Source organism: Synechococcus sp. PCC 6716 (assembly GCF_022570815.1).
In the GTDB taxonomy this organism is placed as follows: domain Bacteria; phylum Cyanobacteriota; class Cyanobacteriia; order Thermosynechococcales; family Thermosynechococcaceae; genus Thermosynechococcus; species Thermosynechococcus lividus.
The window spans coordinates 1-20,849 of sequence record NZ_JAKLTU010000050.1 but is presented as its reverse complement, the minus strand read 5'-3'; the positions used below and the strand labels follow the sequence as shown (position 1 = coordinate 20,849).

Genomic DNA, 20,849 nt, shown 5'->3' with positions numbered 1-20,849 from the left:
ATCAAGGAAGGAGTTGAGGTGGTTGCTGTACMCCTGCCTATACCAGTCAAACCTGCCATTGTTGCTTGCATATTGGGTTGAGAACTGAAAAAAAGTTCAAGTGTGGGCATTGCGGATGGATTGGTGATGCAGACCTAAATGGAGCAATCAATATTGCGCTTTTGGGGCAGTCCGTAACGCTGCCTGGAGGCTCCTGGCTGGCTTGCGAGATAGCCGGAGGGCTACAGAAAGCCTCGCCCTTCTAGGGCGGGGAAGTTTACATTCGGTAAATGGCAGAACATTTTAGGGGTGTGCCACCAGTTGGGCTTGACGCAACTGACCACAGGCCGCTTCCCGATCCAGTCCCCGCGATCGCCGGATGCTGGCTGCCACGCCTAAGTCTTGGAGCTGCATTAAAAAGTCTTGCAGATGCCTGCTGCTGGGGCGTTGATAATGGGCTTCGGTGATTGGATTGTAGGGAATTAAGTTGACATGGCTCTGAAATCCGCGTAGGAGTGCAGCCAATTCGTGGGCATGGTGAGGGCGATCGTTGACCCCTGAGAGCACCGTATATTCAAAGGTGATGCGGCGGCCAGTTTGCTGAACATAGCTACGGCAATCTGCCATGAGTTGGGCTAGGGGATAATGCCGCGCACTGGGAATCAACTGTTGTCGCAGGTCTTGGTTGGGGGCATGGAGGCTGACGGCTAAGGTAATTTGCAGTTCATAGCTGGCTAGGCGCTGAAGTTGCTGGGGAATGCCAACGGTGGACAGGGTGATGTGCCGCTGCCCAATACCAATATCGCGATTGAGGCAGGTGATGGCTTTGAGCACGGCCTCTAGGTTCAAAAGGGGTTCCCCCATCCCCATAAACACCACATGGCTCACCCGCCGTTGCATTTCGCTTTGAATCGTGAGCACCTGATCCAGAATTTCATGGGGTGCCAAGTTGCGTCGATACCCCCCCTTCCCCGTTGCGCAGAAATCGCAGGCCATAGGACAGCCTACTTGGGAGGATACACACACAGTGAGGCGATCGCCGGTGGGAATACCAACGGTTTCAATGGTTTCGCCATCGGCTAAACCAAGGAGCAGTTTCAAGGTGCCGTCGCTCGACGAATGGTGATGACGAATTTGAGAGCGACCCACCTCAACCCCTTCAAGGTGCTCCCGCCAGCGTTTGGGAAACACCGTAATCTCTGCGAGCGATCGCACCCCCTTTTGATACAGCCATTGATAGAGTTGTTGGCCACGATAGCTGGGCTGCCCTTGGGCGCTGACCCATGCCGTTAATTCATCGACCGACTGTCCTAGGAGTGCCATAATGCATAGGCTGAGGGGTGTTCTGCATGGATCCTAGCAGACCCCCACGTTGGTGGATGTCACCGTTGCCCCTCAATGCCGTAGGGCATCCTGCCGAAGAGGCTAAAATGGGTTAGAAAAATGGGCGTATGGGAGATAGCACCGTGGGACTTTTTGATCGCATCAGTCGGGTGATCCGAAGCTGGATGAACGCTATTGTTGGGGCGGCTGAGGATCCCGAAAAGATGCTTGAGCAAAGCATGATTGAAATGCAGGACAACCTTGTCTCCCTGCGGCAAGCGGTGGCTCAGGCGATCGCCTCCCAAAAACGGCTCGAGCAGCAGTTTAACCAACATCAACAGCAGGCAACGGAGTGGGAGCGGCGCGCCAAAATTGCCCTACAACACGGCGATGAACCACTGGCCTTAGAAGCTCTGAATCGCAAAAAAGCAGCGACCAATGCAGCAATGGCGCTAAAGGCGCAACTCGAGCAGTCGATTAGCCAAGTCGATGTCCTCAAAAAACAAATGCAACAGCTTGAGAGCAAAATTGCTGAGGCCAAGACCCGCAAGGAAATGCTGGTGGCACGGGCGCGGGCAGCCAAGGCCTCGGAACAGATTCAGCAAACCTTTAGCAAGGTCAACACCAATGCTCCCATGGCCGCCTTTGAGCGCATGGAAGAGAAGGTGATGGAAATGGAAGCCCGCTCCCAAGCTGTAGCGGAGCTAAACACCGATACCCTTGAAGCGAAATTTGCTGCCCTTGAGTCCAGCAGTGTTAATGAGGATCTCGCCCGCCTCAAAGCAGAGTTGGCCAGTCCGCAGCAACTCCCCAGTGCCAGCGCTCCCGCTTATGATCCAGAACTAGAAGCCCTGCGGCGGCAACTAGAGCAGAGCTAGCGGTTATTCATGGATCTGTTGCGATCGCTCCCTCTGGGACTTTACCTAGAACACCCCATCACCTGGTTGCACCGCTTGGATCCACGGGTCAAACTGGGCTGGTTAATGACCTTTTTGCTGGCACCGGTGCTGGCGGATACCCCGTGGCGACTGGTCTTAGTCCTCTGCTTAATTGGCTTGACCTTTGTGGGCGGCATTCCCCGCCGGGTGTGGCAACGACAACTGCTGTGGCTATTACTGCTGGGGGGCCTCATTTTCCTGATTACTGCCCTAATGCCCGATGGCATGGCGGTCAGCTACCAACCCCGCCGCCCCCTTGAGGCAACAGCACCAATCACCAGCTATCACTACATTCTCTGGCAGTGGCACGCTCAGATGGGGCAGTGGCCCATTCATCTGCAAATCTCCCAGCGCTCCTTTGATCTGGGCTTACGCTTGAGTACCCTTCTATTTACCTTGCTCTACAGCACGCATTTGTTTCTGCTCACCACCGCACCTGAGGAGGTGACCGCTGGCCTCGAATGCCTGATGCAGCCCCTGAAACACTTTAAGTTGCCCGTTGCCGAACTTGCCCTGACCCTGACCCTCTCACTGCGCTTCATTCCCTTAGTGCTTGAAGAGGTGCAAAACCTCAGCCGTTCGGTGCGCACTCGTGCCATTAACTGGCGATTAGTGGGGATCAAAGGCAGTATTAAGCTGTGGCTGACCCTGGCAGTACGGCTGTTAGAGAACCTACTCCTGCGGGCGGAACAGGTGGCCTGTGCTATGCAGGTGCGGGGGTTCCAAGAGGCTGGAACCTACGATAACCCATGGCACCACTTGCGCTTGCAACGGCGAGATTGGCTGGCCTTAGCAGCCATGGGGCTGTTCTGGCTCCTGCGGATACAACTCCCAGCTTGGGGGGCGCTATTCCCATGATCTCACCCTGTGCGCCATGGGTCTGGGCGTGCCTACCCTTGGGGGGACGCAGCGGCCGAGCCGTGTTTAGCCAGTTATTTTTAGCCGAGCCGGTGGCGGTACTCCTCGAAAGCCCTGCCAGCCATCTCACCCCCCAAGCTCGCTATTCCATTTGTGCCGGTAGGCCGCGCCGCCAGTGGGTACGCTCCTTGGGTCAGGTGCTCCCCACCTTGGGGCAGTTTCCCCAAGTGGCCACCGTGCCCCCTGAGGTTGCCCATCTACCCTTTACGGGGGGGTGGCTCGGTTGGCTCGGCTATGAATTGGCATGGGAAATTGAGGTGCTGCCGCCCCTGCGTCCAGATCCACTGCCCTTTCCCCTAGCCTTTTGGTACGAACCCCAGAGCTTTGCGGTGTTAGATCACCAGAGCGATCGCCTCTATTTGGCGGCTTCTGCTGCTGCCGACCTTGCTGCCCTGCAAAAGCAGTTAGAGGCTCCCCCCACGGTTCCCATTTTGGATAGAGCCGGTTCTGTGGAATTTGCTGCCGGCTGGCAACCCCAAACCTATCAGGCGGCGGTGAGCAAAATCCTAAATCATATTCGCGCTGGCGATATTTTTCAGGCCAACCTCTCGGCTCGGTTTAGCTATCACGGCACCGTGAACCCGTGGCAGCAATACCTACGCCTGCAACAGATTAATCCCTCGCCCTTTGCCAGCTATTGGCAGACCCCCTGGGGATATATCGTGAGTTGTTCGCCGGAGCGGTTGGTGCACTTTCAGGGCGAGAGGGTACAAACCCGTCCCATTGCGGGCACCCGCCCGCGAGGGCATACCGCCACTGACGATCGCGCCCAGGCGGCTGATCTGCTCAGCAACACCAAAGAACAGGCAGAGCACATTATGCTGGTGGATCTAGAGCGCAACGATCTGGGGCGCATCTGCCGCTGGGGAAGTGTTGTGGTTGATGAACTCCTGACGCTGGAATACTACAGTCACGTCATCCACCTCGTGAGTAATGTGCGGGGCACGGTCAAGCCCGGCACCACCCCCCTAGAGGTTATTCGCGCCCTATTTCCCGGTGGCACCATTACCGGCTGCCCAAAAGTGCGCTGTATGGAAATTTTGGCGGCGCTTGAACCCGTCCCACGGAATTTGTTTTACGGCTCCTGTGGCTACTGGGATCAGCGAGGGCACTTGGATCTCAATATCCTGATTCGAACCCTGCTGGTTGCTGGCGATCGCCAAACCACTTGGGGACAGGTGGGGGCGGGAATTGTCGCCGACAGCGATCCCGAGCGGGAGTGGCAGGAATCGCTTAATAAGGCGCAAGCGCTACTGTTGGCACTGGGAACCCCAGCAACGGTAGGGATGCTCTGCTAAGTAAGCGTTGCTATAGCGGTGATCGTTAGTGACCTCAGCACCAATCCACGGCGGTACGGTTAAGGGATAGTCAGCACGGGGCAGTTCGATCTCGGCGAGGATCAGCCCTGCCGATTCACCCTTGAATTCATCAATCTCCCAGCAGAGGTCTCCCCACGGAACGCGGTAGCGGTTTTTCTCAATGATGGGTTGGATACAGAGTGCTGTCAGTAGCTCCATAGCCTCATCCACGGGAATCGGATACTCGTACTCCCGCCGTTGGGCGCCACTGGCTTTGCCCTTAACTGTTAACCACGCCTGAGTCCCTGCACGGCGCACCCGCACAGTACGCTCTGGGGTAGTTGAAAGATACCCTTGGGCAATGTGGGTGACATTGACGGCCAGCGATCGCCACAACTCCGCCGTCACCAAAAACTTGCGTTCAATCTCGATGCCCATCCCAACCCCCTCCCCCACGGGACTGATCCGTATCACAACCCACCTTCAAGACACATCACTGCCACAGGCGTGTCAATTGCCGACAATACCCATTATCGAGAATAAGGTTGACCCAAGACTCGACCGTGTCATTTCTGAGGACTCCTGAGTTGCCCTATGGTGGTTACCCCAATTGAACCCGCCCCCCAACGCCCCTTGACCACCGATCTGGTGGGTCAGTATTTGCGAGAAATTGGCCGCGTCCCGCTCCTCAGCCCCGCCCAAGAGGTGACGCTGGCACAGCAGGTGCAGCAATACCAGAGTCTTTTAGAGGTCTGCAAGCAGTCCTCAGACCCAGACCTTCAAGCTTATACCGCTGCTTTGGCCGAGCGCGATCGCCAACATCGTCAATTGGGGCACATGCCCAATCGTCAGCAGTGGGCTGCCGCCCTCAAGCTGAGCGTTGAGGAACTGCAAGTGATAATTCAGCGCGGTCGCCAAGCCTGGGCGAAGGCCGCACAGATCTCCGTTGCTGAACTAGAACAGATCGAATACCATGGCACCCACGCCAAAGCCCAACTGCTGCAAGCCAACCTCCGCTTAGTGGTCAACATTGCCAAAAAATATCAACATCGCGGCGTTGAGTTCCTTGATCTGATCCAAGAAGGCACCCTAGGTTTGGAGCGTGCCGTTGAAAAATTTGACCCCACCAAAGGCTTTCGCTTTAGCACCTACGCCTACTGGTGGATTCGCCAGAGTGTCACTCGTGCGGTTGCCAACCAAAGTCGCACCATCCGTCTGCCCATTCACATGGTTGAAAAACTCAATAAAATCAAGCGGGCGCAGCGCCGGTTAGCTATACAGCAGGGAGCCATGCCCAGTGTGGCTGAAATTGCCGCGGAACTGAATCTAGATGCAACCCAAGTGCGGGAGGTGTTACTAGCAATTCCCCGTGCCATTGCCCTTGAACAGCGGGTGGGGCCAGAGCAAGAGACCGAGTTGCAGGAGCTGATTGAGGCCACCACCCCTACCCCCAACGACGTGCTCATGCGGGACTCCTTGCGCATGACACTGCAGCAGATGCTCAGTGATCTGTCCCCCCGCGAACGACAGGTGATCGAGCTACGCTATGGCCTAGGAGACGTTCCGCCACTGGAGATGTCGGACATTGCTACCCTGCTGGGCCTTAGCCGTGAACGGATTCGCCAGATTGAGCACCGCGCCCTCCAGAAGCTGCGACAGCCACAACGACGACGGCAAATTCAAGACTACCTTGACGAGTTGGACTAGGATGACCAATTGTTCAGTATTTGGGGCTTAACGCGCGCTAAAAAATTTAACAGCGCAGCAGTAAACACGCCTTCGAGGAGGGCAAGGGGTACATGGCTTGCGATAATGACCCAAATAGCCGTGATGTCCCGTTGGCGATCAATAGTGGGTGGCAAGCCGAGAATGACAATGCCACTAAAGCAGCTAACGGCCAATAGCACACTGCCACAACCAAGGCCAAAGCCAAGGAGCGATCGCCCCCAGCCCCGACAGCGGTGCCAAAGGCCGTGAAATAGGCCAGCCGCCAGCAGCGCGGGCACACCCATAATCAGCGCATTTAGCCCTAAGGTGGTTAAGCCCCCGTGGCCAAACATGACTGCCTGCAAAAACAAGCCCACCACCACTGCCATCATGGCACCATAGCCCAACAGGGCACCAAGGCTCCCCAACAGCAGTAAGTGAACACTGGCAAGGGGCAGGGGAATATACACGGCTGAAGCGGCAAAAAATCCTGCGGTTAATAGTGCTAAACGGGGTACCGTTGCCAGCGGGTCCGGTTGCTGGCGTTGCAATTGTCGGGACGACCACCACAGCAGCCCGCCGGTGCCTGCATAGCCAACCCCGCACAACAATGGCGGCATTAAACCATCGGGAATGTGCATTACTCGACCTGTACGCGACGGCGTGACCACGCAAAGCAGGCGGTGCCGATCGCCCCCCAAAGAACTGCCAGCACCATAATACTGACCTGTAGGGGGGTGTACTGACTGAGGGACACAGGACTGGCAGCGGCTGTAACCTGTACCGCTGTGCTCACTGGGGTGGCATCGAGTCTTACGGGAACCGTAAGGTTACCACCATGCCCTGCCTGCCGTACCTGTACCTGCCAAGAACCGGCCTGATCCGGTGTAAATTGAAACTCCCCTGCGGCATTGGTGGCGCCTTGGATGATGGCCTGCTGCGGCTGATTGGGGGCAAACACCTTCACTGTGGCATTGGCCATGGGTTGGCCACTATCGTAGCGCGCCGTAATTTTCACCACCTGCTGTGCTTGATAGTTGAGGGCAACCCCGTGGGCGATCGCCTGCGGTGCGACCAAAAGGGCAGAACTCAGGGGTAAAAGAGACAGTAGCACCTTCATGAAGAGACCTCGCGACAATGACCTTCCCCAACGTGACCCACGCTTTTCAGCGCCTGCAATAAACGGTTATAGTCGGCTGGCGATAGCCGCTCTTGGAGGGTGGCCTGATCCACACTGAGACGGTTACCAGTACTGAGCGCCGCCAACGGATCAAAGCCAACCGCCGCTTGGTTAATCTCTGCGGTTGGGGGTTCTGCGCCATCCCCAAACAAATGGTCGAAATGCAGTGTAATTTCCAGCGCCGCTGTTTGGTCGACTGCCACAATTCCTTTGCGCTCATCGCCAATATAGTCGCCGCAAACGTACTGCAACGGCTGATTCAAGGTAATTTCAAAGGGTAGGGTGACACTGCCGCGGCGAGCAGTGCCCACCAATTGCAACGTGGGATCCAAGGTCTGCCAAGCAATCGCATTGAAGTGACCGACCGGTGCAGGTGCGCTACCCACGAGGGGCGGCTGATCGGCCACCAAATCCACCGTCATCGCATCGGGAAACGCAACGGTGGCGATCGCCTGCGGTAATTCTCCAGATTCGGGATCAAAGGGCGGATTGGTTTGGTAAGCGGTAATGGCACCAAGGGTGAGATAGGCATGATCTATGCTCAAGTCCCAACCATCTTTGGTCGTCCACCCTTGAATGAGGCGCTCTTCGCCATTGGCGTAAATCATCAGGGTACCGTTTTGTGCGGCTTGGCCACAGGCGGATAAAACCGTTATGCCCACAGCGGCAGCACTCGCCCAATAACGTTGCAGCATGCATCTCCTAGCAGAAAGACGGCAAGCCACTGATGCCAGAACATCATGGCTAGCGGCTAATGGTGAACACGTTCAACACTTCCCCAGTGAACCGCAGCTGGCTGGGAAAAACAATGCAGGGGAGGGGGATTCACCCTACTCGCACTTTGGCAAGGAGGCCGTGCTTGGGGGCAAACAGCATCGCCACAATAAAAATCACCGTTTGCAGCACCACGATACACCCCCCCGTTGACGCATCGAGGTAATAACTAAGGTATGTGCCAAGGACACTGCCTAGCCCCCCCACAGCAATAGCAATGGCGACCATCCATTCAAAGCGATCGCTCAGCAAATAGGCCGTTGCCCCCGGCGTAATCAGCATGGCCACCACCAGAATAATCCCCACGGTTTGCAGAGCCGCCACCGCAGTCAAAGACACCAGCGCCAGCAGCACATAGTAGAGCAACGTCGTGTTCAGACCAATGGTGCGGGCGTGGGTGGGGTCAAAACAAAACAAAATGAGATCCCGGTGCCATAGGGCAATGGTGATGAGGGTAATGCCGCTAATCACGATCGTTTGCCAAAGATCGCGATCGCTCATGCCAAGAACATTCCCAAACAAAATATGCATTAGATCAAGACTGCTGGTGGTTTTAGAGAGCAACACCAACCCCAAGGCAAAGAACCCCGTAAACACTAAGCCAATCACGGTATCTTCTTTAATGCGCGTTTGCTGCTGCACAAAGCCAATGAGAGTCACCGCGGCCAGACCAAACACAAATGCACCGATCGCCAAAGGAAGATGCAACCAATAGGCCAACACCACCCCGGGCAACACCGCATGGGACACCGCATCCCCCATTAACGCCCAACCCTTGAGGGTCATAAAGCAGGAGAGCACCGCACAGACACAACCGACTAAGGCACTTACGCCAAGGGCTTTGACCATAAAAGCGTGTTGCAGGGGGTCTAGTAACCAATCCCAGAGCATGGGGCAACTCCAGTGCTAGGTAACCAAATGTTTTTGTAGATACAGTTCTGCTTGGTCGGCACTCAGCGGTGGCGAAAAAAGATACCCTTGACCGTGGGGACAGCGCAGCGATCGCAGCTGTTGTAATTGACTGGTGGTTTCCACCCCTTCGGCAACGCAGTCGAGCCGCAGGTTTTGCGCCAACAGCAAGATAGTGTGCACGACCTCAAGATCCTCACGGCTGGAGTCCATGGTGGAAATAAAGGAGCGATCAATTTTAATGCAGTCGAGGGGCAAACTGCGTAAATAGCTGAGGGAGGAATACCCCGTGCCAAAGTCATCAATGGCAACGCGAATCCCCATGGACTTTATACACAGCAGCAGTTCCCGTGCTGACTCCAGATGCTTCATGAGGGCACTTTCAGTAATTTCCAGCTTGAGAAATTGTCCCCAGAGGTGATGGCTATGTAGAGCCTGCTCAATGTCCGTGACTAGGGTTGGTAGCGAAAAGTGACTCCCCGATAGGTTAACGCTCAGGGTTAAACCAGCCGCCATCATTTTGGGATAGCGCTGTTGCCAGTCTCGCAGTTGCCTACAGGCCGCATGCAAAACCCAGCGGGAAATCTCAAAAATTAGCCCCGTTTCTTCTGCCACTGGGATAAATTCATCCGGTGGCAACATCTGGCCGTCTTTTTGCCAGCGAATCAGGGTTTCAAACCCCACCAGTGCCTGAGTGCGCAGGTTGACAATGGGTTGATAGTACAATTCAAAGTCACCGTGTTCAACCGCTTGGCGCAGTTCCACCTCTAGCCGCAGGCGATGGCGCACTTTTTGCAGCATGGGCTGGTCAAAAATGGCAATGCGATTCCTGCCTTTGGCCTTGGCATGGTACATAGCGGTATCGGCATCTCGCAGTAACTCTTCAGGATGGCTGTAGCTGCTGTTTCCCATCACCAAACCAATACTGACGGAACCGTGAAGGGTATAGTGGCTAATGGCAAAGGTTGAGGCAAGGCGATCGCGCAATTGGGTGGTAATGGTGTAGGCATGATCGACATCCCGTAGATCATTGAGCAACACGCCAAATTCATCCCCCCCCAGCCGCGCCACAATATCTTGAGGGCTAAGGTGGCGGCTCAGCCGTTGTGCCACTTCCTGCAAGTATAAGTCCCCCACCGAGTGCCCTAAGCTATCGTTCACTGTCTTAAAGTGGTCTAAGTCAAGACACAACACCGCGTACTGATAGTTTGGCTGGCGCGCCGCTCGCTGCAGCGTGGTGTGCAGATGCTCCTCGAAGAGCCAACGGTTGGGTAAATGGGTGAGGGGGTCGTGGCGGGCTTGGTAAAGCAGTTGAGCTTCCACCACTTTTCGTTCCTGTAGCTCAGTTTGGGCTTTTTGGTACAGTTCCGCCTGCAGGATGGCGATCGCCAATTGGGTGGAAATTTGCTTGAGCAACTCTACTTCGCTATCGTGCCACTCCCGTGGCTGGGCACACTGATGACAAATCAGCAAGCCCCAGAGACGGCCATCAACGGTAATAGGCACGACTAAGTTGGCTCTAACTTGATAGTGCTGCAACAACTCGCGGTAGCAGGTCTCGAGCGGCATGGTTTCAACATTGTTAACGATGTGAACCCGTCCCCGCCGGTAGGCATCAATATAGCGTTCTGTAAAGCAACTATCCCCGACAATATCCCCAAGGGCAGGCTGCCACGGCGGCACCACCGCTTCCACATCCATGATGCCGCGCCAATCGGGCAAAAAGCGATACACTAAAACGCGATCACACCCTAAAAGCTGCCGTACATCTTGTACCGTGCTTTCAAGGATGGCGGACAGATCAAGGGACTGGTGAATGTGCTGCGTTAGCTGCACCAAGAGGCGATCGTACTGCGCTTGGCGTACCAACCGCTGCTCAACATGGTGGCGATGAATGGCATTGCGCAAACTCCGCGCCACTAAGTGCGGTGTTAACTCCGCCACACTCAGATAGTCTTGGGCGCCACTGTGAAGGGCTTGGGTGGCCACATCAGGGCAGTCGCTCTCGCCAATGACTACTAAAGGCACCTGCGGAAACCGCTGATGCAGTGTTTCTACTTGAGTGGTTCCCTGCTGATCATGGCACATTAGCACCAATACATCAGGACGGGCTTGGGCTACAAGACCAGGCGTTAACTGACCAAATAGGCAGGATTGAACGCGATAGGACACACATTCAATAGTCTGTAGATAAGGCTGCAAAACTTCACCCGATTGGGGGATGTTTTCGATGATTAATACCTGAATAGAAAACACTGGAATCCGACATTGAGAAGGTTGGATCAAACATTGAGCTAGCGATGATCCCCACTCCTTCAGTGAATTTTGGGAGCAGTCATCAACAGCGCGTAAAATGGCGGATTCATCGGTCATGAGGTCAGCTATTATTATCAGAAAACTTGTTAATCGTTGTTAGAGCATTTTTAATAGTTTGCCTCTCTCATTCCATCATAGCCTTTAGGGGGGATCGCAGGGCAATGTTGCCAAACTGCCTCAGTTCGGAGCAAAACTGCTAGGTTAGGGGAAAGCTTTCTTCAAGGCATATGGCTATTGCAAAGGTTGCCATCGCACAACAGTGCTGCCGTTGGGTCACCGCTATGGTTGTGGCGATCGCCCCCCTCAGCACCCCAAGCGCCAGTGTGGCGCAGCGAGATTTAATGCCCATCGATGGATCTGATGAAAAGATTCAGTTTCTTTTTGATATTGTTTATTACCCCCAGCGAGATCCGGCGCCGTTTCGCCTGCAAAATAGCGCCGAAGTAGAAGCTTATCAGCTTATCCGTACCATTCTGCGCACCGGCACCACCATCTATGTGCGCCGCCAGCAGGATGGCAACTATGGCTCCTACAGCTTTAGTCGCGATCGCCTTGTGCTGCGCCCCCGCGCCCTTGCCCATTGGCCTATTTTTATAGAAACCTTGCGCCATGAAGGCTGGCATGTCGTACAAGCCTGTTTTGCCGCCAAGCAAGACCTCGACTCCCTTGTGCCCGTGGGGATTCGGGTCAACCCCCGCACGGTTGCCGACCTGTATAACAAGAGCGGCTATCACCCTGCCGATATTCCCATTGAAGCAGAAGCCTTTGAAGCAGAGCGGGTGCCTAACATGACCCTAGAGGGATTGCAGCGAGAGTGTAACGACTGGCTCAACCGCCCCAGCAAGGATTAGGTACAGTCCAGATCATCTCAATCGTCGTAAACGCTGGTGAGTAAACAGTTGAACGTTGCACTCAGCAAGACGATAAGGTGTAGGTGAACGACGAGCGTATGGCTTTGTAAACGTCAAGAATTTTCGGGACAGGTTGTTAGCTTGCTTCTCTAATTAGTAAAAACTGTTTAGTAAAAATTATCACCGCACTAACGGGAGAGCCGGAGAACATAATCTATACCTATAGTTTGACATACCCCCTAGCCTGACGTCACAGAAATTCCAACAGTCTTACGATATTTGTTTGTTGACAACTGATCGGCGATCCCCGTAGCTCAGTGCCGACCTCTGTTAGTGTTCCTGCGCCTGAGGAGCCACCGCATATGTCCTACATTATCTCAATGTAGGTGGATTACAAATACAATTTTATCAAATTCGTGACCTGACAGTACATTAGTATTTCTTATTGCTAACGACGACCAGCGATCGCGTAAAGCTCAGGATTTAGCAGTGGTTGACTCTCAGAGAGCCAGATTAGAAATTAATTTAGAAATTCTATAACATCTTGTTAAATCAGATCCTAAATGCTTCAACCACGATGTTAAGGTGTCAATAGCCAGCAAATTAGTGCATAGGCTTGTTTCGCTGCGATCGCCGCGAGTACGTTGTGTGTTTCTTTGGTTTTTGACACCATAAATTTTCTAATGGTGATATTGCCAGTGTGTTATTTACGATGAGTTCTGGTGAAAGGATTATAGACGGAATGGAAAAACCCAAGCCCCTAACTGGTAAGGCACTGCTACAGCGGCTTAATGAGATAGGCCACGTGAAACGCAAAGAGGCAGCACGGCTGTGTGGTTACTATCGTATTACTGCCTCCGGTGAGGTGAAAGTTGATTTATCAAAATTTTATAGCGCAATTTTGCAAGCCCAGGGTCTTGAACTAGAACCTCAGAAAGGGGCTGATCATCGTGATGGACGTGGGCGATCGCCCTCCTATCGGGTAACAGTTCATCAAAATGGACAAATTGTGATTGGGGCAGCCTACACCAAAGCAATGAATCTCAAACCAGGGGATACCTTTTTAATTAAGCGGGGGTATAAGCATATCCACCTCTACCAACTGGAGGATGCGGCGCTGGATGGAGTTAAACCCGACACCGCCAACCCAGAGCGATGATTGGGTAGCAGTAATTGTTGGCAACAGTCGCCACCACTGGGCACTATTTCACGGGGTAGAGCTTGTGCAGTGTTGGCATCTGCCCCCTAGGGAATCGCCGCCACCCGTATTGCGCTTAGTCAGCGATCGCGAGTGCTGGGGGGGGAGTGTTGGCGGGGTGCCGCTTCAGGAACTCTGCCCCAATGCCTTTGGTCTCAGCTTGATGGATATTCCCATTCCTGGCCTCTACCCCACCTTGGGACTCGACCGCGCCCTTGGGCTGTGGGGGGCACTGCAGGTCTATGGGGCACCGGTTTGCGTGGTGGATGCTGGCACAGCCCTTACCTTTACCCTTGCCAATGCTGCGGGAGAATTTGCGGGGGGGGCAATTCTGCCGGGGGTGGGTGCTATGGGGCAGTGCTTGGCCGACTATACGGCGGCGTTACCTAGGGTGGCCATTCCTGAAGGCGTGCCACCCCGTTGGGCGATGTCCACCCCAGAGGCGCTGCAAAGCGGTGTGTACTTTGGCGTGGCGGCGATCCTCCAAAGTTATCTGGGTGCTTTTTACGCTGCCTATCCTACAGGTAAGGTACTGGTCACTGGTGGCGATCGCGCCTTTATCAGCCAGCTCTTGGCAACCGATGTCCCGCAGCACCACTGGCAGGAAGACGAGCATCTGTGTTTTTGGGGTATTCGTGCCGTCCGCAACCAGCGGTTAAGATAGAAAAGCACCGTGCACTACAGAGCCGATACTCCCATGGAGCGTGGCCGTGACTTTACTGATTTAGCCCTAGGGCTAGTGTCTGCCCAGAGCTTTCCGGCAATTGTCGGCATTGCGGACCACATGCTGAAGTCCTCCGATGTGCTGCTAGTGGGCTATGAAAAAATTGGCAGTGGCCACTGCACAGCCATTGTGCGCGGTCGTATTGCCGATGTACGCTTGGCCATTGAAGAAGGCGCAGAGCGAGCACAGCAGTTTGGCCAAGAACTAAGTACCCTAGTGATTCCCCGCCCTGACCCTAACCTAGAGAAGATTTTACCCATTGGTAGCTTGCTAGCGCAGTTGACAACAGGCACCCGCGGCCACCGCCTGAGTAGTCATGCCGTCGGCCTGCTCGAAACTCGCGGCTTTCCGGCAATGGTAGGGGCTGCTGATGCCATGCTGAAGGCCGCAGATGTGATGTTGACAGCCTACGAAACCATTGGAGCGGGTTTGTGTACGGCCATTGTCCGGGGCACCGCATCCAACACAGCGATCGCCCTCGAAGCAGGGATGGCCGAAGCCGATCGCATCGGTGAACTCCACGCCGTAATGCTGGTACCACGGCCTCTTGAAGATTTAGATCAATCTCTCCCCCTTGCGCCAGCCCTGCAAAAAGAACTGCGCCCCTTACAACTGCCCCTCAACCTCAAACAAAAAGAAACCGAGCCACTTGTGCTCAATGCCGCCACCGAAGATGCTGTGGCCGTTGAAGCCTCACCAGAGGCACTACCACTAGAGCCACCCTCTCCCTAGGCGCTAGCGTTCTCTTGTCTCGGGCGGTTCTAGAGGTTGTAACACCGTGGCTGCGTCCTTGAGCCACTCTAACAGTTGGCGATCCTCGGGCATGGCAGTATCCTCCAGAAGGGTGTGCAGTAGGGCAGGGGTTTGGCCGGTCACGCTTTGCCATGCCTGCATTAGTTCAGAATCCTCAGGCAGATGGTGAGGGTTGCTGCGATCGGCGATTAACCCTAAGCGTGCGGCTAAGTTGTGGCGGAGTTGCCCTTGGAGTTGCTGGCGGACAAAGCCTCTCTGCTGGGCGCGTTGCAGCACACCGGCTAAGGCGGCAATGTAGGTGGCACTATTACTGAGGGTGGCGACTTGCTCTTGCAGGGGTGGTCCAAAGCGCTGGCTCTGCTGCCACAGCAAAAAGATTAGAATCACCCCCAGTTGCAAACTAATGCCTAGCCATTGGGTACGACTGAGGTAGTCCAGCACACTGCGAGGCTGCAAGCCGGTGTCCACGTCTTCCGGGGTGCGTTGTCGATAGCCGTGCAGCCACTCGTCAAAGTAAATGGTAGTAATGGTAGTCGTGCTGGGTAAGCCCTGCAGGAGAGCGGCCACCGTAGCAAAGTTGGCCAGTTGGGTATGGCTGCCGTAAGCGTTGGCCACCAGCCACGGATAAACGCTCTGGAGTTGCTGCCCAGTTCTTTCACCGATGAGGGTGGTTTGGAGGTAGGCAATGAGACCATGGTCATCACTGAGGAGGGGGCGATAGCGGGGTGCTATATCGCGGGGTTGCAGCCGCCGTCGTGTTTCCACAAGGACAGACCCTTGAGAGGTCTGCAAGCGATAGCTAAAGGGCGCAGCGGTGGGTTCGCCGTGCCAATAAAAGCGGACTAAGGTGTTGCCATCTGCCATCCACTGGGCTAAATCCGCTGATGGGTCTCGGAGCCGACCACTGATTTGCAGGAGTACGTGCCCTTGGCCGGAGAGGTTGGGGTAGTCTCGCTGCCAGCGCTCCACCTTAAATCCTTGCTGTTCGAGGTACTCGTAAAACTGACGGCTGCCCCAAGGGGAATTGTCGAAGGAGGAACCAGCCTTTGCCGAGGGAGCAAGCGTCATGAGCAACACTCCGACCACCACTAGGACTAAAACGGAAAGCAACAGCAAAAGCCAGCGCCAACGGGAGGGGGTCTTCATCGCGAGGGTGACTGGAGTTGAGGTTCAACGTCGAAGTAGGCGGCCTGACAGGTGGCAAGGGTCTGCGCATCTAGCGCTTCACCGCCGTAGTAACTGCGGCTGTGAACGTGGAACAGGTGTTGGATGCTGCGGCGCACGGTAGGCGATCGCTCCCCCAACTGAAACAGGCGTTCTAACTCCTGTAGATACTCCCGGTTCGTCCAATGGCTTTGTACCCGTAGCCACCCCGCCTCTTGTAAACGGTACAAAAGCGCCATATAGAGTGCACGACACGCACCGCTGTAGTCCCCAGCGAGTTGCCGAGCTTGGGCAAGCTCTAGCCACTCATGCACTAGCTTAGGTCGCTCTCTTGGGGTGGTTACTGGCATCGTCTGCAAGGGGCGCGATCGCCGCTGCCACCATCGCCACAGCCAACGTCCTAGTAAGTAAAGACTCAGGCCAAGAACCAACAGTAACAACCAGCGGAACAGCCATTGCACCCATGCTTCAAAGGTTGCACTCTCCTGCCACAGCGGTGAAGCTTCCGTGCGGAACAATTCTAGGAAGAAGTATTCTAGGGCTTCACTCAGTTGCCGCCACAGGCGATCGCCTTGCCAGCGGAGGGTTTCCAAAAAGGTCACGGGGGAGTCAGTAGATTAGAAATTATGCCTCCGATTGTCGCACAAATAACACTGGGCACTCCGCATAGACCCGCACATAGTCCGACAACGACGTCCCTAAGAGTCGATCTAAATCCGGCAAGCTGCGGGCAATGGAGGGGCGGCGATCCGGAGACCCCAGTACCAGTAGATCTGCATTGGTGTCGGCGGCAATTCGGCAGATCTCTTCTGCGGGTTTACCGGTAGCGAGGACGCACTGGCAATCAATCCCCCGCTGTTTGGCAAGCCGCGCTGCCTCTGCAAGCACTGGATCCGTTTCTGCTGAACCCGTTTGAATATCAGAATGGCCCTTGAGATCTGGGTTGACATGGGCAACGATTAACTTCCCGCCCTTTAAGCCATCCATTAATCGCACTGCTAACTCCAAGGATGCCTTGGCGGCAGGCTGGGCATTGAGAGCCACCATAATGCGGTTAATTTTTTTCACGAACAGATCATCGCGCACCAAGAGCATGGGCCGTGAGGACAGCTGAAAGACGTACTGACTCACGGAGTTCTCTAGGATAGACTGCAACCGTTTGAGGCCACGGGAGCCCATGATAATCAAATCCGCATTGATCTCATCGGCAACTTGCAGCACGGTGTCTTTCGGGTCGCCTTCCCGCAACAGGGTATTGACGCTAATTACCGGATCGAGGTGCAGACGTGCCACTGCCTCCGCCAGCAGCTTCGCCCCCGCTTGGCGTTGTTCCGCCATGTCTTCGGCAGTAATTTTCGGGGGAATCACATGGAGCACGGTCACCGCCGCTCGCTGAATCGCTGGCAGTTCCATCAGCGACTTGAGCATTTGTTCGGATTGTCCTGTTCCCGAGTCTGCCAATAGAATATTTTCAATCATAGGTATCAAACTCCCAGAGGTTGGTGATCATCACGGCACGGATGGCCACTATTGACGATCTTAGGTCTGGGTGCCGGCGTTCTAGCAGAACTCCACAAATCTTAGAACCAACGGATTTGCGCTCCCGGTTCCTTGGCGGCGGCGGCTAAGGTCTCTACTGCGGTGGCCACGCTCACCGAGCCGATGTCGCCGTCGGCACGGCTGCGGATACTCAGGGTGTTGCTCTCCACTTCTTTTGCACCCACAATGGCCATGACTGGAATTTTCTGGGTTTCAGCATTGCGAATCTGTTTGCCGAGGCGATCGCCACTGCTATCTACACTGCTGCGCACCCCAACCGCTGCCAACTGCGCTGCTACCTCTGCGGCAAAAGGACGCTGCTCATCGCTAACGGGCAACAGACGCACCTGCTCCGGTGCCAGCCAGAAGGGAAAATCGCCAGCGTACTCCTCAATTAAAATGCCAATCAGCCGCTCTAGGGAGCCAAAGGGAGCACGATGAATCATCACTGGGCGGCGGCGGGTATTATCCTCGGCAATGTACTCTAAGTCAAAGCGCTCTGGCAGGTTATAGTCCACCTGAACCGTTCCCAGTTGCCACTCGCGGCCAAGGGCATCTTCAAAAATAAAGTCTAGCTTGGGGCCATAGAAGGCTGCTTCCCCAATGCCTAAAAAATAATCCATCCCCAGTTGCTCGACGGCCCGTTGGATGGCACCTTCGGCTTTCGACCATGCCTCCTCAGAGCCAATATACTTATCAGAACTCGGATCGCGGAAACTAAGGCGGGCTTTGAATTTATTGAGGTGCAAGCAGCGAAACACCGCCAGAATTAAATCCACAACATTCAAAAATTCGCTATCCAGTTGCTCTGGGGTAACAAACAGGTGCGAGTCATCCACCGTAAAGCCCCGCACCCGCGTCAGCCCCCCTAGCTCCCCGGACTGCTCGTAGCGATACACCGTACCAAACTCCGCAAGGCGCAGGGGTAAATCGCGGTAAGAGCGTAGCTCGCTTTTGTAGATCTGAATATGAAACGGGCAGTTCATGGGCTTGAGGACGAACCCCTGTTCCTGCGCAGCAGCAGCCTCATCCTCAGCCATGAGGGGGAACATATCCTCTTTATACTTTTGCCAATGGCCTGAGGTCTTGAACAGATCGACACGGGCAATGTGGGGGGTCACAACGGGAAGGTACCCTCGCCGCAATTGCTCCTGCTTAAGGAAGTCTTCGAGGGTGGAGCGCAGAATGGTGCCTTTGGGCGTCCACAGGGGTAACCCTGGCCCGACGGGGTCAGCAAAGATAAACAGCCCCAGTTCTTTGCCCAGTTTGCGGTGATCGCGGCGGAGGGCTTCGGCTTTGCGGCGTTTGTATTCCGCGAGTTGTTCGGGGGTTTCCCAAGCGGTGCCGTAGATGCGCTGCAGTTGTGCCTTGGTTTCGTCACCGCGCCAGTAAGCACCGGCAACACTTTCAAGGGCGATCGCCTTCGGGTTAATCTCGCCCGTATTTTCGACGTGAGGCCCCGCACACAGATCCCACCATTCATCGCCAAGATGGTAAATGGTAATTGGCTCTTGGAGATCTTCAAGAATTTCTAGCTTATAGGGTTCACCCAGTGCCTTGATCCGCCGCCGTGCTTCCTCACGACTCACTTCCTCGCGAATCACCGGCAGGTTGCGTTTGATAATTTTGACCATTTCCTTCTCGATCTGTTTTAGATCTTTTTCACTGAAGGGGTCAGGGTTATCAAAGTCGTAGTAAAACCCATTCTCAATCCACGGCCCAATGGTTACCTGTGCCTTCGGGAAAAGTTTTTGCACTGCCATCGCCAGTATGTGGGAGGTCGTATGGCGAATGCGCTTAATCTGCTCTGATTCACTCGTTTTCGGAAGATGGATAGGCTCAGGGGAAACGTCGTTGGACATAGAAAAGCCGCAGGTGAAGCTTAAGGTAGGACTTCTATTGTATCTTGGGGGTGCGCGGCACAGCCTTCACGCCTCCCTAGGCGTTGGCACATAATGAATACTCCTGCACCTGCTACGCGAGGTGGCGGTGTCTTAAATTAGAAGGATTTATCCTTCCCGACAGGCGGTATTCTCGCCGTGTTCTGGGAACTTTTGCCCAGAGACACCCCCAAGTCGTTTCCGCTATGGGGCTTTGAGTAACGCTTTGACCCAGAGTCCGACCTATATGAAGCGACTCTCTAGGGTTGATAGGGTGCTTCTCCATCACTTGAGAGGTCGTGTCTCCGAAGTGTTCGGAGCTCTCAGTTCCGCCCTTTACCGTACCGCTCAAGATGTATAGCCTCATACCATAGAAACCGCCACTCTTTGACCTCCACCTGTTCCGAGGTGGGGGAATGCGTCGCTAATTTTGTTCAATTAACTCATCAGGCTCGCCGGGAAACCGCTTTCTGCAGCACAATGCTCAGGGTCGTTAGGGCGTAGCTGTTCATCTCTGGCAAGGGGCGTTCTAAGCTATAGTCAATGCGTGAGGGGCAGCTAACCGCTGTTTTGCTTGAACGTCATCAGGGTGCGGGAGTACTATGCTCAAGTGGTTTGACCGCCTAGAAAATCGCCGCTTACTACGCTTTCTACTCCTGTTTGCCCTCGGTTGGATTGGGGTGCAACTCCTCAAATTCTTTGCCACTGTTGTACTGATTTTTCTATTTTCAGCAATTTTGGCCTTTTTGCTCAATTATCCGGTGCGCTGGGTTGAGCGGTATCTCCCCCATACGGCAGCAGTAACACTTGTTTTTTTGGGAGCACTGGCGATCGTTATTGGGGTTGGGTTGACCCTTGGCTTTGGTATTATTGGCCAACTCCAAGAACTTCTGAGTACATTGCCGGATCAGGTGGATACATGGATTAATCTCCTCAACGATATTCAACGCTGGCTAGAGCGTTGGAACCTAGAGATTGACTTTCGCCAAATTGAGTCAGAATTACGCAACTATGCTTTTGCTGGCCTAGAGTTTGGGTTTGGTAAGCTGCAATTTGTCTTTTCACTACTGCTAGAGAGCATTATTGTTGCAGTGATTACGTTTTTTATGCTGCTGGATGGGCAGCGATTGTGGCAGTACCTCCTGAGTTTTTTGCCAGAGCCATGGCAGGAACGGGTGCCCCGCGATTTGCAACGGAACTTCCTCGGCTTCTTTTGGGGGGTCTATCGGACTTGGTATGCTAATGTAACATGCTATACGAAATCTAAGATATGCAGCTACTTCTAACTGATCTACTAAACCTACCTGGAATTGAGGTTGAAGATTATACCGATGTTGCGGGAGAATTGATTCTTATAGTGGAAGCAAAGACAACCGAGGCGATTTGCCCACGTTGCCA

At 54.5% G+C, this 20,849-nt stretch carries 20 protein-coding genes and 1 pseudogene; 10 read left to right on the top strand and 11 right to left on the bottom strand.

Annotated elements, in window-relative coordinates:
• Positions 1-32: 32 nt before the first annotated feature.
• A pseudogene (locus L5220_RS13895) lies at positions 33-245 on the top strand (zinc ribbon domain-containing protein); the annotation flags it as partial.
• Positions 246-282: 37 nt separating this feature from the next.
• On the opposite strand, the gene rlmN reads toward L5220_RS13895, so the two are convergent.
• On the bottom strand, positions 283-1,302 hold the full coding sequence (gene rlmN, locus L5220_RS13890) for a dual-specificity RNA methyltransferase RlmN (protein ID WP_499574232.1): 1,020 nt from the start codon (positions 1,300-1,302) through the stop codon (positions 283-285).
• 143 nt (positions 1,303-1,445) lie between these two features.
• On the opposite strand from rlmN, the gene L5220_RS13885 reads away from it, so the two are divergent.
• Genes L5220_RS13885 through L5220_RS13875 form a run of 3 tightly spaced genes read left to right on the top strand, consistent with a single transcriptional unit; the run spans position 1,446 to position 4,456 of the window.
• Complete coding sequence (locus tag L5220_RS13885) at positions 1,446-2,180, top strand: PspA/IM30 family protein (protein ID WP_099799863.1); 735 nt, start codon at positions 1,446-1,448, stop codon at positions 2,178-2,180.
• Positions 2,181-2,189: 9 nt separating this feature from the next.
• Positions 2,190-3,098, top strand: a complete 909-nt coding sequence (locus tag L5220_RS13880) for an energy-coupling factor transporter transmembrane component T family protein (protein ID WP_499574230.1) — start codon at positions 2,190-2,192, stop codon at positions 3,096-3,098.
• Complete coding sequence (locus tag L5220_RS13875; protein WP_499574229.1) at positions 2,990-4,456, top strand: anthranilate synthase component I; 1,467 nt, start codon at positions 2,990-2,992, stop codon at positions 4,454-4,456. Before L5220_RS13880 ends, L5220_RS13875 begins: the two co-directional genes overlap by 109 nt.
• Here L5220_RS13875 and L5220_RS13870 read toward each other — a convergent pair.
• The gene (locus tag L5220_RS13870; protein WP_499574228.1) at positions 4,409-4,894 is read right to left on the bottom strand and encodes a CYTH domain-containing protein; all 486 of its coding nucleotides are present in this window, start codon (positions 4,892-4,894) and stop codon (positions 4,409-4,411) included. The genes L5220_RS13875 and L5220_RS13870 overlap by 48 nt on opposite strands.
• A gap of 156 nt (positions 4,895-5,050) precedes the next feature.
• Here L5220_RS13870 and L5220_RS13865 point away from each other — a divergent pair, with 156 nt between their 5' ends.
• Complete coding sequence (locus L5220_RS13865) at positions 5,051-6,163, top strand: RNA polymerase sigma factor, RpoD/SigA family (RefSeq protein ID WP_499574226.1); 1,113 nt, start codon at positions 5,051-5,053, stop codon at positions 6,161-6,163.
• Here L5220_RS13865 and cbiM read toward each other — a convergent pair.
• The 5 genes from cbiM to L5220_RS13840 all read right to left on the bottom strand — a co-directional run bounded on the left by cbiM (position 6,160) and on the right by L5220_RS13840 (position 11,198).
• Positions 6,160-6,804, bottom strand: coding sequence for a cobalt transporter CbiM (gene cbiM, locus L5220_RS13860; RefSeq protein WP_499574224.1), 645 nt, complete (start codon positions 6,802-6,804; stop codon positions 6,160-6,162). The genes L5220_RS13865 and cbiM overlap by 4 nt on opposite strands.
• Entirely contained in the window at positions 6,804-7,283 is a 480-nt protein-coding gene (locus tag L5220_RS13855; RefSeq protein ID WP_499574222.1) for a hypothetical protein, read from the bottom strand. The genes cbiM and L5220_RS13855 overlap by 1 nt, the downstream gene beginning before the upstream one ends.
• On the bottom strand, positions 7,280-8,038 hold the full coding sequence (locus L5220_RS13850; RefSeq protein ID WP_499574220.1) for a hypothetical protein: 759 nt from the start codon (positions 8,036-8,038) through the stop codon (positions 7,280-7,282). Before L5220_RS13850 ends, L5220_RS13855 begins: the two co-directional genes overlap by 4 nt.
• A gap of 130 nt (positions 8,039-8,168) precedes the next feature.
• The gene (locus L5220_RS13845; RefSeq protein ID WP_499574218.1) at positions 8,169-9,008 is read right to left on the bottom strand and encodes a metal ABC transporter permease; all 840 of its coding nucleotides are present in this window, start codon (positions 9,006-9,008) and stop codon (positions 8,169-8,171) included.
• A gap of 15 nt (positions 9,009-9,023) precedes the next feature.
• Entirely contained in the window at positions 9,024-11,198 is a 2,175-nt protein-coding gene (locus L5220_RS13840) for a putative bifunctional diguanylate cyclase/phosphodiesterase (RefSeq protein ID WP_499574217.1), read from the bottom strand.
• A 371-nt stretch (positions 11,199-11,569) separates the two neighbouring features.
• On the opposite strand from L5220_RS13840, the gene L5220_RS13835 reads away from it, so the two are divergent.
• The 4 genes from L5220_RS13835 (at position 11,570) to ccmO (ending at position 14,847) form a co-directional block, all read left to right on the top strand.
• Entirely contained in the window at positions 11,570-12,193 is a 624-nt protein-coding gene (locus tag L5220_RS13835; protein ID WP_499574216.1) for a hypothetical protein, read from the top strand.
• Positions 12,194-12,935: 742 nt separating this feature from the next.
• Positions 12,936-13,352, top strand: a complete 417-nt coding sequence (locus L5220_RS13830; RefSeq protein WP_499574214.1) for an AbrB family transcriptional regulator — start codon at positions 12,936-12,938, stop codon at positions 13,350-13,352.
• Entirely contained in the window at positions 13,315-14,055 is a 741-nt protein-coding gene (locus tag L5220_RS13825; protein WP_499574213.1) for a type III pantothenate kinase, read from the top strand. Before L5220_RS13830 ends, L5220_RS13825 begins: the two co-directional genes overlap by 38 nt.
• Before the next feature lie 33 nt (positions 14,056-14,088).
• Positions 14,089-14,847: a beta-carboxysome assembly protein CcmO gene (gene ccmO, locus L5220_RS13820; protein WP_448515316.1), complete on the top strand. Its 759-nt coding sequence runs from the start codon at positions 14,089-14,091 to the stop codon at positions 14,845-14,847.
• A 3-nt stretch (positions 14,848-14,850) separates the two neighbouring features.
• On the opposite strand, the gene L5220_RS13815 is transcribed toward ccmO, so the two are convergent.
• The 4 genes from L5220_RS13815 to thrS form a co-directional block, all read right to left on the bottom strand.
• Complete coding sequence (locus tag L5220_RS13815) at positions 14,851-15,936, bottom strand: DUF4350 domain-containing protein (protein WP_499574211.1); 1,086 nt, start codon at positions 15,934-15,936, stop codon at positions 14,851-14,853.
• 74 nt (positions 15,937-16,010) lie between these two features.
• Positions 16,011-16,634: a DUF4129 domain-containing protein gene (locus L5220_RS13810; RefSeq protein ID WP_499574210.1), complete on the bottom strand. Its 624-nt coding sequence runs from the start codon at positions 16,632-16,634 to the stop codon at positions 16,011-16,013.
• Positions 16,635-16,656: 22 nt separating this feature from the next.
• Positions 16,657-17,511: a universal stress protein gene (locus L5220_RS13805; RefSeq protein ID WP_448515311.1), complete on the bottom strand. Its 855-nt coding sequence runs from the start codon at positions 17,509-17,511 to the stop codon at positions 16,657-16,659.
• A 101-nt stretch (positions 17,512-17,612) separates the two neighbouring features.
• Positions 17,613-19,433, bottom strand: coding sequence for a threonine--tRNA ligase (gene thrS, locus L5220_RS13800; protein WP_499574208.1), 1,821 nt, complete (start codon positions 19,431-19,433; stop codon positions 17,613-17,615).
• Positions 19,434-20,053: 620 nt separating this feature from the next.
• Here thrS and L5220_RS13795 point away from each other — a divergent pair.
• A complete protein-coding gene (locus L5220_RS13795; RefSeq protein WP_499574207.1) occupies positions 20,054-20,737 on the top strand; it encodes an AI-2E family transporter in 684 nt (227 codons plus the stop codon).
• Positions 20,738-20,849: the final 112 nt, after the last annotated feature.